Source organism: Tenacibaculum xiamenense, assembly GCF_964513065.1.
Lineage (GTDB): Bacteria > Bacteroidota > Bacteroidia > Flavobacteriales > Flavobacteriaceae > Polaribacter > Polaribacter xiamenense.
In genome coordinates, this window is the sequence record NZ_CAZEQU010000040.1 from 83,016 (window position 1) to 95,256 (window position 12,241).

The window sequence follows — 12,241 nt, forward strand, 5'->3', positions numbered from 1 at the left end:
ACGTAAAAAAAGTCGATTATTTTACATAAGTCAAAATGTTTTCTTGTAAATGTGATTATTATTTTTTAATTTTCGGTGTGGTAAATTACATTTTAATTGTTATTATATAAAACAATATGTAAATTGGCACCCCCTAAAGAATTCCTTAGATGAGTGAAATATTAGCTAAAAGCGTAAAGATACTTTTAGCAACGTTGTTGCTATGTTGCAGTTTTAACACCCTTGGGCAAGAGCTTGAAGGTGTTCCTGATATTGGAGATCTAGAAACGAGTGGAGCATGCAGCAACAATAACCAAGATTACACTGCCACTTTCAGAATTAAATCAGGAGTACCACCCTTCAATAATGGTAATGTCTTTCATTTAGAATTATCGGATGAAAATGGGAATTTTCCTGCTACTCCCAATGCAACTCGTTTTGTTTCTACAGTAGAGAATCAGAATGCTAGTTATAATACTGATATACCAGCTTCATTTCAAGTACCGGCAGGTACATATGGTGACAGTTTTAGGGTTAGAATTGTATCTACTGATCCAGAAATCATCGGTCAACCATCAGCAACTTTTGAAGCGTATGACATGTACGCAAATGGAGAACTTTTCATTAATGACAACGCGGACAATGCTGTTATTTGTGGTAACGGTAATTCTGCGCAGTTAACTTTAAATACAACTATTACAGCGAATTATCAGTGGTTAAAAGATGGAAATGTGTATGCAACGACTACAGAACCAACTATAACAGTTACTGAAGCAGGTAATTATCGCGCACAAGTTGATTATGGTGTTTGTGGATTTGTTGATTCAAGAGTTATACCAGTTATTGTTGTCAATTCTGCTAATGCAGAAATAGTTGGAGAGAATGTGGTTGAAATATGTGCTGATGAAACACATACATTTGAAGCAGCTGAGAATAATTCAGCATATACGTATAATTGGTACAAGGATGGTAGTTTAGTCGCGTCGTCAAATTCTCACACATATACTACTCCGAATACCGGACAATTTGGAGAATATTACTTAGAAATTCTCATTGAAGATTGTAGGTTTGAATCTCAAAGAGTAGAGTTAAGACAAAAATCTACAGCTAGTTTTACAATAACTAATAATATTACTGAACCAACCGTTATTCTACCTGGTGAAACAATTGAGCTTGAAATAACCATTGAGCCAGCTTCTTCGTCCGTAAATATTATATGGTTTCGAAACGGTGTTCAAATACCAGGGACATTTACTGATACAGTAAATGCTACATTAGATGGAGAATATTATGCGGTTGTTACGGAGACAGGAGGGACGTGTAACTTTTCTCAAGAGTCGGAAAGATTTAATTTGATCGAATTAAAGGAACTAGATGCGCAAATTCGAACGGCGAGTGATTACGTAGAGTGTGAGAGTACTTCAACTAATTTGATTTTGGTAGGAGTAACCGCTATCGGAACAGATGATAATCAATATCCATTATCAGATGCTCGCTTGGATAATTTGAATTATCAGTGGTATAGAGATAATACAGCAATGCCAGGAGTAGTCGGGAGAGAATTACCTATAGCAGATTATAGAGAAAATGATCCATATAGATTAATGGTAACCGTAGGTGCTTTTGAAGACAATTCTAATACAATTGATGTAAAGCTTACAATTGAAGACCCTGAAATTACTTCAACTTCAACTTCAAATTCGCTGTGCCCAGGAGGAAGTATTACGTTTACTGTTTCCCAAATTGTGAGTGATTTTAGATATGCTTGGCTTAAAGACGATGTTGAAATTACGGTGGCTGATCCTCAAAATTTAGAAGTAACTGAAACAGGAATTTATAAACTTCAAATAATTGGTGCCGGTTGTGTAAAAGAATTAGACCCAATAGAAATTATACCTTTTGATGATTCTGCCGTAGTGGTAACTCCTTCAGAAGTAGTTGTTTTATTATCAGGTCAACCTACTATAATTACAGCTAGTGGAGCGGAATCTTATGAGTGGTATGAAGATGAGAGTGGAGATTTATTATCCACAAACGAAACTGTTGAAGTTACTGAAATAGGCTTTTATACAGTAGTTGCTACTGTAGGAGATTGTCAGGTAAATAAGAGAGTAGAAGTTGTAGAAGAAGATAGTCAAATAATTGTACCTAATATAGTTTCTCCAAGAACTCAAGATGGGATAAATGATACATGGCGAATATCTAATAGGTACTCTTTTCAGCCAACTGTTACGGTAAGTATCTATGATTCAAATGGAAGAGAAGTGTTAACAACCAACGAATATAAAAATGATTGGCCAAGTGAGGACTTGGGGAATCAAAGAATTTTTTATTATAAAATCATTAGAGATGATCAGTTAATTAAAGCTGGCAGCATCTCAATTATAGATTAGAGGGATATGATTAAAAGAAGTATTATTTATATACTGTTATTGTTTGTTACCTGTGCAACGGCTCAGGTGTCTAATGGTGCAGAAATATATAATAGCTTTACATCAAGGAATTTTATGAAGTTTAACCGATTTCTTACTGTGCCTACATTTTCGGCATTAAGAGAAAATAAAACTTCTTTAAATGCAATTGTAAGAAATAGTTTTGTTGAGTTTGAAGATTCTCCAAAACTTTATATGTTAAGTTATTCTGGTAAAATGCGTGAAAATGTGGGAGCAGGTCTAGCCATTTACCAACAAGAAATCGGAGTTTTTAAAGATTTTGGAGCTTTAGCAAATTATGCGCACCGAATTCAGTTAAACGATAATTTAGACTTAACATTCGGATTTAACGTATTGTATAGTAGAAGAAGTGCGGACGGTTTAAAAATAAACTCTCAACAACCTGATCCCGCAGTTAGTAATTTTCAGGATATTCCAATCGTAAATTGGCAACCCGCGGTAACTTTATCGTTTGGTAAATTTGATGTTGGAGTCTTCTTTGAAAATTTATTAGATTTTAATTTGAAAGAAAATGATTTAGCGACTTCATTTTCAGAAAAAACAATTTCTGGTCATTTAATGTATTCTTATGAGTTTACTTATGCAGGAGGTATTTTTGAAGGAGCAGATTTAAGAGTTTTAGCATTAGCAAGAAAACCTGGTCAAGGTGATTTTGGTTATGGAGGAAATGTTATTTTCGATTTACCTAAGGTTGGTTGGCTAAAAGCTGGTTACGATAAGCAATATGGAATTTCAGCTGGAGTTGGTGTAAATTTATCAGATAGGTTGTCAATTGGTTTTTCTTATGAGAAAGGTGATTTTGCTGCAACAAATGAAGTAGGATTAATTTATAATTTTGGTGAAAAATCTTTTTCTAGGAGAGTTCCTAAGAGAAGGGCGGGTAGTGTAAGTGTTAGATTACCAGAAAGAAAACCTAAAAAGAATTATAGAAATAAAGATTTAAATAATTTAGCTGAAGAAATTCAAGGAGCTTATGATTCGATTAATAAATTGAATAAAAAAGTTGATGAAATTCTTAGGATATTAAAGAATCAACCTCCAAAAGTTGTTCAGAATTTACCTGATGAAACTGAGGATGAAGTTGTTGATAATACGGTTGTTTCTGAGAACGAGGAAAAAGATACTTCTTTAAGAAGAAGAAAGAATACTCCATGGAGAGAGAGCACAATTACTCGTTCTGGTGGAGGAGGAACAGCATACTATGTTGCTGCAAATCAGTTTAAGAGTAAAGAAAATGTAGAAGCTTATATTAAAGAGAAAAAACGTAAATTTGATAAAGAAGGAATAGAAGCTAAATATGTTTTTGATCCATTAACAGAACATTATTACGTTTATTTTGATAGATTTGCAAAGAAAGAGGATGCTGATGAAATGACGGAAGAGTTTAAGCAGAAAAAACTTTTTGACGGAGGTGATGATGATCCATTGGCTTTAAAGAATAAAAACACGTACAAGGAAGCCGTTTATGTTGTGAAAATAACATTAGGAGGTAGTGGAGAATCTTATCAAGAACCTAAGCCTCAGCCACCCGCAAGAGTATTAACTATGAAGAAAGTTGGAAATCTCGAAGAAGGTTATTATATTCAGGTGGGAGCATTTGGAAGTAAAGCAAATGCTGACCGATTTGTGGATGAGCTGAGAAATGATGATATTGATGCCGGATATTTCATTCATCCAAATACGGGATTAAGACACGTTTATATATTAAAAACAACAGATAGAAGCGAAGCGATTAAGTTGTATGAAAACAACTTAAATGGTTCATATTATGATCGTAAATCAATCGTAAATATTAAATAGAATTAAATTAAATAGAAAGTACTAGTTAATAAATTTTTTCCCCTTATCATGAAAAGACTTATACTTACCCTTATCCTAATGCTGTATTGTCTTGTGTTTACTGCACAAGATAAGCCCGTAAAGGAATACACAGGATTAGAAAAAAATGCACAATTATCTGATATACCCTTTACGGAGCGTTATGGAGGAGTTGCTAGAGGAAATATAACCTTTATAGCAAACAATATCCTAAATAGACCTCCATCTTCAAGCCCATATAATGAAGGAGGTGTTTGGTATACAGCTAATAATTATCACGATCTTCAATATATTGATATTGATGGAGATCCAACTACGTTTTCGTCCTCAAGTGCAACGTTAAACTTGCCAACTTGTTCTAAAGTTGTATATGCTGGGTTGTATTGGGCTGGAATTTATCCTTTTGATAATTGGTCAGAAGAAAACGGTGGAGTCAATACAAGAGACGATGATTTTAATGAAATTAAATTCAGGCTACCTGGAGGTAATTACATTGATTTAGTTGCGGATAAACTTGATCCGGGTGAATTAATTTTTGATAATGGAAGCTATGCAGAAATGCCCTATGTTTGTTATAAAGATGTAACAAGCTTAGTCGCAGGGTTATCAAATCCGAATGGAGATTATTATGCAGCGAATATTAAGGCAACCCTTGGTATGGATAATATAGGCTCTGGATTAGGATCATCTGCAGGATGGAATCTTGTTGTTGTATATGAGAATGAAAATGAGTCTAGTAAAAAGTTTTATGTTTTTGATGGATTTTCAACAATTAGATTAAACACCAATCCATCGGTTGATGTTCCAATTTCTGGGTTCCAAACAATACCAACAGGGCCGGTAAGAGCAACTTTATTAGTTGCCGCTTTAGAAGGGGATTCGCCTTGGACTGGAGATAGTTTTCAAATTTTAAACCCTTTTGGAACGTATTCAACTATTACTACAGGAACCAATAATCCTACAAATAATTTCTTTAATAGTTCGATAACCGCTTTTAATAATCATCAAACAAACAGGAATCCTGCGAGTCAAAATACATTGGGATATGATGCCGATATTTTCGCACTCAATAATCCTAATAATAGTATAATTCAAAATAATCAAACAAGTACTACTTTACGATTTACTACCGCGCAAGATTCTTATTGGCCATTTTTGCTAGGAATGGCTGTTGAAATTATTGAACCTAAAGTACAATTAGTTAAAACGGTAGATGATGGAGCAGGAAATGATATTGCTGGGCAAACTTTAGCTTTAGGTGCTGAATTATGGTATAATGTACAATTTCAGAATGTTGGAACAGATAATGCTACAGATACTCAAATAGTTGATGTTTTACCTAAAAATGTCGATTTAATTGAAACAGATATAATTCTTCCGCCTGGAATAACAACTTATAATTATGATCCTCCTTCGGCAGGAAACTCCTTTAGAGGAGTTTTGACTATTGATGTGCCTGATAGTATGGTTACAGAAGGTGGTGCAGCGTATGATATTAGGTTTAAAGTACAAGTAGTTTCTTCGTGTAACGATTTGAGAGATGTTTGTTCTAATATTGTAGAAAATCAAGCTTTTGCGAATTACAGTAGTGATTTAGGAGGAACGCCTAGAGTTGAAAATGAACCGAGTGTTGCAGGTTTGGATAATTGTAATTTCGGTATTGACGGTTCAACAAACTTTTTGGCAGATACCTCTGGATGTACTTATGAAAGAGACGAAGTACTTTGTGGTTCTACATTAGAATTATCTGCTGGTAGTGGATTTATATCTTATGAATGGAGAGATTCAAGTAATAATATTATAGGTACCAATCAAACAGTTACGGTGAGTGCCCTAGGAACTTATACTGTTACGAAAGTTGCTCCTGTTGGATGTATTAGTACAACAGAAATTATTAACGTAATAGCTTATAATACAGAACCTAATCCATTAGTTCCTTTCGCTGATATTATGTATACTACTTGTACAAACAATACTGATTTAGCGGAAATATATTTATGTGGAGATAGTAGTAGCCGAACTATAAATTTACCTTTTGACTCTTCAACAGGTACTACAGTAACATGGCAAAAACTTGATGAATCGTCATGTCCAGATCAAACAGTTGTAGGTTGTGCAAATATCGATACAAGTTGTACTTGGAATACTATTAGCACAGCAATGTCTCTTGATATTACTGATTCAGGAGAGTATAGAGTAGAGGTTCTTTATGATGGAAGATGTCCAACAACTTATTATTTTAATGTTTTCAAAGCTTCTTTAAATCCTACGATTGTTAAAGAGGATATGATTTGTGGTAGCGATGGACAAATTACAGTAAATGGAGTGCCAGCTGGATACGAATATAGTTTAAGTGGACCGAATGGTTACTTTGTTGATTTTCAAGCTTCGAATACTTTTACGGTTTCGAATCCTGGGGATTACGATTTACAAATTAGAATTACAAATGCTTCAGCGGCTTCTTGTTCATATGATTTTGGCCCAATTAATATTTTAAATAGACAAATTGATTTAGATTTAATACCAACACATATTGTTTGTTCAGGAGATACAGGAAGTATTCGTGTACAGGTAAATAATGTACCTGGTGATTATACATATACCTTATTACAAGGAGGATCACCTATTGGTAACGAAGGACCTACAGCCAATAATGATTTTACTTTCAATGTGAGTTCAGGTGGTAATTATCAAGTTAGAGTTACTACAGCGGACTGTTCAATTACTGAAGATATTACAATAAACGAAGCTACAGATTTAACCTTAACGGCGGCAATCACTAAAAATATTTCATGTTTAAATGGTTCTTCTGATGGAATTATCCAGTTAACAGGAAACGGTGGAACTTTAAATTCAGGAGATCAATATACTTTTGCGGTATGGACGAGCCAAGGTACAGATTTATATGCCTCTGTTTCAGATATTCCTCCTTCGGAATTTTTTACAGCGAACACTTATAATGTCGCAAATGGAAATGAAGGTATTTACAGATTTGTTGTAATTGATAGTAATAACTGTTCTAGTATTTCTAACCCAGTTGATATTGTAGTGGAAGCACCTTTAACTTTCACCCCTACGGTTAATGATATATCTTGTAGTGGTGAAACTGATGGTAGTATATCTGTAGCAGTTAACGGAAGTAGTCAAGGATATTTGGTTGAATACAATATTGATGCTGGGTCTGGACCTGGAGCATGGAACACTACTGGGAACTTTACTGCTTTAGGAGTAGGGACTTACACAATTAATATAAGAGCTTCAAAACCAAACTATCAATGTTTTTATACAATTGATAACTTGGTTATTAATGATAAAACAGCCATTACAAGTTCGGCAACAATTACTCAAGAATATACTTGTTTGCAACAAGGAGAAATAACTTTTGGAACAACTGCAGGAGGAACGCCTCCTTATAGTTATGGTATTGATGGTGTATATTCAACAAACCCAGTGAAACCTGGATTGACTGAAGGTACTTATGCTTTAACAGTAAGAGATGCAAACAATTGTATTACAACTTTAACAAGTTTAACAATTGACCCATTACCAACAGAGCCAACTGTATCGACGAATATCGAATATAATTGTGACGGAACTGGAAATATTACGGTATCGCCAAACACAGCTGGATATACATATAGTTTGAATGGAGGAACTGCGCAAACATCAAATGTATTCACTAATGTTGCTATTGGAACACACACAATAACAGTAGATTATGGTAGAGATTGTACTACTACCGTTAATGTAAATGTTATTGATAACGGAAATAATTTTTCAGGAACAATTGTTGGTAGTACAGATAGTAGGTGTTTTAATGCAAATAATGGTACTGCCACAATTTCTGCATCTAACTATGTAGGAGGTGATTACGAATATTCAATTAATGGAGGAACGGACTGGTTAGTTGCAATTGATAATCCATTTAGAATTGTTGGATTACCTGCGGGAACACACAATATTTTAATAAGAGATAATTCGACAACAGCTCCATTTACAAATATTGCTGCAAATGGAATAGCAACACAAAGCTCATTATACAACGCAAATACTACAGCGGACAAAGCCATTGATGGAAATACGAATGGAATTTGGACGAATAATAGTATTGCTCATACAGCGACAGGTGATTTAAATCCATTTTGGCAAGTCGATTTTTCAGCACATTACTCTCAAGATGTGTATATTAAGGAAGTAGTTTTATGGAATAGAACAGATTGTTGTGGAACAAGATTGGACGATTTTATTTTAGAAGTAATTGATATTAATGGTAGTATAGTTGAAACATATAATCATAGTGGTGGAGCTACTATTCAAAATACTGTTTCAATTAACAATTGGGGATCTAGAGTAAGAATAAGAAAAGAGGGGAGTGAATTTTTAGGTTTGGCTGAAGTTGAAGTAATAGCGAGTGAATCTTTATGTATTATTGATTTAGGGCAAGTAACAATTTCGGAGCCACCACAAATGAATGTAACGGCGGATGTTACTGATACTGTGAGCTGTATCGGAATCGGAGCAACAATTACGGTAACCGCTACAGGTGGAGTACCTCCGTATACATTTAGTTTAGACGGTGTTAACTGGCAAACATCAAATGTTTTTACTGACGTTCCAGAAGGAACATATACTATTCAGTTAAGAGATAGCCAAAACTGTGACGAATGTGGTTGTACTTCTGATCCTTTTGTAAACGGAAGTTTTGAAGAACCAATCAGAAATTATACAGGATGGAGTTTGGTTCATGAAAATGATGTACCAGGATGGGATACAACCGCTGCAGATAATAGAATTGAAATTTGGCATAATGGTTTTCAAGGAGTGCCTGCTTCAGAAGGAAATAACTTTGCAGAGTTAAATGCAAATGCGGTTTCAACTTTATACCAAGAATATTGTACACAGCCAGGTGATGTAATTTCATGGTCACTTGATCATAGAGGGCGTTTGGGAACTGACGTGGCACAAGTGAGAATTGGTGGTGATTTAGGAACAGCACCTGTTCAAGAAACTATGTCCGATGGAAATACTGCTTGGGGTAGTTACTCAGGAACATATACCGTTCCAGTTGGGCAACCAACAACAATTATTGCTTTTGAAGCAGTTTCAACAGCAGGAGGAAATCCAACGGTTGGAAATTTTATTGACAATGTAAACATTGTTATTAATAAAGTAACCTGTACTCCAGTAACTGTAGTAGCGGATCCGCCTCAAACCATAGAATTTACAGCAACACCAACAGCTTGTTATTCAGGAAGTAATGATGGTGAGATAGCAATAAATGTTACTCAAGGAAATGATGAGTACCAATTTATATTAAATGGAGGATCACCTCAAACACCAACACCAGCTACTGCTACAAATTATACATTTAGTGGATTAGGTGCTGGAACTTATACAGTTGACATTGTCGATGGAGCTGGATGTACAGCTACTCAGCAAACTGTAACAATTAATGAACAATTAACGGCAACTGCTGCCACTACAAATGTTACGTGTAATGATGGTAACTTGACAATTACCGCCAGTGGAGGTGATGGAAATTATCAATATGCAATTATAACTTCAGGCAGTGGTACTACTCCAACATATGTTGCAACAAATTCTTTTGCAATAACAAACTCAGATGATTATGATTTCTTTGTCCAAGATGGATCTGGTTGTAGTTATACTTCCACAGTTAATGTTGGTGAAACAACAAGCCCATCATTTACAACAGATGTAAATCAACCGGCATGTAACGGAGATACAGGAAGTATTAATGTTACAATTTCTGATGGGGTTGCACCATATACAATTGCGTTTACAGATAACACAACTTCTACAACAACAACATCTACGCAATCTGGTACTACAATATTATTTGATTCATTAACCTCTGGTACTTACACAGTCCAAGTAACTGATGCCAATAATTGTACGCAAACACCAGTTGATGTTACAATTAATGCTTTGACAACAGTTGCAAGTACAGCTAGTATAACACAAGATTATACTTGTACTACTTTAGGACAAATTACATTTACCGCTGCAACAGGAGGTTCGGCACCTTACACATATGGAGTAAATGGAGTTTATAATACTGATTTGGTTTATGACAATTTAACAGAAGGGACATACACATTAACTGTGCAAGATAATAATGGTTGTATTTCTTCTGTTGGAAGTTTAACAATTGATGCGTTGCCCGTAATACCTGACTTTACCAGTAGCGTATCTTATAATTGTGATGGAGGTGGAAACATTACATTAACGCCTCCAGCAACACCAGCTTTAACTTATAGTTATAGCTTAAACGGTGGAGTTCCACAACCAGGAAATTCCTTTGATGATCAAAGTCCTGGAACATACACAATTACGGTGACAGCAGATAGAGCATGTCCGCGTGATTTTGTGGTGACAGTAGATGCAAATCAAGAATTTAGAGGAAGTATTTTAGGTAGTGTAGGAAATTATTGTAACTCTCTAGGAAATGGTAAAATTACAATTGAAGCTGAAAATTATGTAGGCGATTATCAATATTCGATAGATGGAGGAACTACTTGGTTAACAGTAGCTGACAGTCCTTATACTATTTACGGTTTAGATAATGGAACCTATGATGTATGGATTAGAGAATTAAGTGGTGCGATAGATTGTCCTGTTAATTTAGGACCTGTTACCATTGATGATTTACCAGATTTACAAATTACAGCCTCAGTAACCCAACCAGCTTCATGTGAGGCTACAAATTCTGGAGCTACAATTACCGCATCAGCATCGGGAGGTTTACCTCCTTATCAATACAGTTTAGATGGAACTACTTGGCAAACATCTCCAGTGTTTACTGATGTTGATCCAGCAGGGTCACCGTATGATGTTTATGTTCAAGATAGTAGAGATTGTAGTGAATGTGATTGTCTAGGAGGAGCACCTCCTAGCTCAAACCCTCCTTGTAATCCTGGTTTATACCAAGTTATTAGCTTTGAACTTCGTGTAATAGATCCAGTTACAGGGGATAACGAATTTGTAGCGAGACCTACAGTTGATACAAATGCAATTTCTATTCACCCTACCAATTATTATATATATGGTATGACTAGAGATACGCACCAATTATTCAGAATGGGATATGATGGTGTGGCAACGGTATTTGGTGCGGTTACTCATGAAACGACTGGTGCAGCTTTTCCTCAAAACGTAAATGTTTGTTTCTTTGATGAAACAGGTAATTATTTATGGCTAAGAGGAGGAGGAAGTGTTTTCTATAGAGTTGATATCAATACGAGAAGATATACTACAGTGAATTTTACAGGTGGAGGTACACCTGCTGATATGGTATTTATTGATGGTAAAGGGTATGGTATAACAAACCAAACACTTTATATCGCTGATATGTCAACAAATCCTGTGTCAATTACAAATAAACCCGTTTCAGGAGGATTACCTAATGGAGGTTATGGAAGTATGTTTACTGTGAAGAATGGTGATTTATATGCCTTTAATAATAATACAGGTAGAATTTATAGAATTGATAATTATGATGGACCTTCTCCAAATGCAGTATTTGTAGATCAAGGAACACCTTCTAATTTTAACGATGGAGCTTCTTGTCCAGAGGCTTGTTTACCAGTTCAATTTGTTTGTGTTTCTCAGGAATCGACAGAAGTAACTGTAGATCCTCCAGCAGAAGTAATTCATACAGCAACTGCAACAACTTGTTTCAATGGAAGTAATGGAGAAATAGTAGTAAATGTTACGCAGGGTGTTCAAGATTACTTATTTAGAATCGATGGAGGACCATGGATCGCTCCGACTCCAGCAAACTCAACTACTCATACGTTTACGGGGTTAACTGCTGGAAATTATGATATTGAAGTTCAAGATGCTTTAGGTTGTATTTCAACATTAACGTCTCATACTATAAATGAACAATTAACAGCGACAGCTTCAACGGTTAATGTTACTTGTAATGATGGAAGTTTAACTATTACTGCAGCGGGCGGAGATGGTAC

Annotated in this window: 3 protein-coding genes; all 3 read left to right on the forward strand. The window is 35.2% G+C overall.

Annotation, left to right across the window (positions count from 1 at the left end; genetic code table 11):
• Window positions 1–149 precede the first annotated feature (149 nt).
• On the forward strand, window positions 150–2,372 hold the full coding sequence (locus ACKTTV_RS19605) for an Ig-like domain-containing protein (protein WP_408032581.1): 2,223 nt from the start codon (window positions 150–152) through the stop codon (window positions 2,370–2,372).
• 6 nt (window positions 2,373–2,378) lie between these two features.
• Window positions 2,379–4,232, forward strand: a complete 1,854-nt coding sequence (locus tag ACKTTV_RS19610; RefSeq protein ID WP_408032582.1) for a PorP/SprF family type IX secretion system membrane protein — start codon at window positions 2,379–2,381, stop codon at window positions 4,230–4,232.
• A 48-nt stretch (window positions 4,233–4,280) separates the two neighbouring features.
• Window positions 4,281–12,241, forward strand: a 7,961-nt coding sequence (locus ACKTTV_RS19615) for a DUF6923 family protein (RefSeq protein ID WP_408032583.1), incomplete at its 3' end; no start/stop codon positions are given.

Bases quoted from the DNA above. Each gene is read 5' to 3' on its own strand.
- ACKTTV_RS19605 (WP_408032581.1), top strand. From the start codon at position 150: ATGAGTGAAATATTAGCTAAAAGCGTAAAGATACTTTTAGCAACGTTG.
- ACKTTV_RS19610 (WP_408032582.1), top strand. From the start codon at position 2,379: ATGATTAAAAGAAGTATTATTTATATACTGTTATTGTTTGTTACCTGT.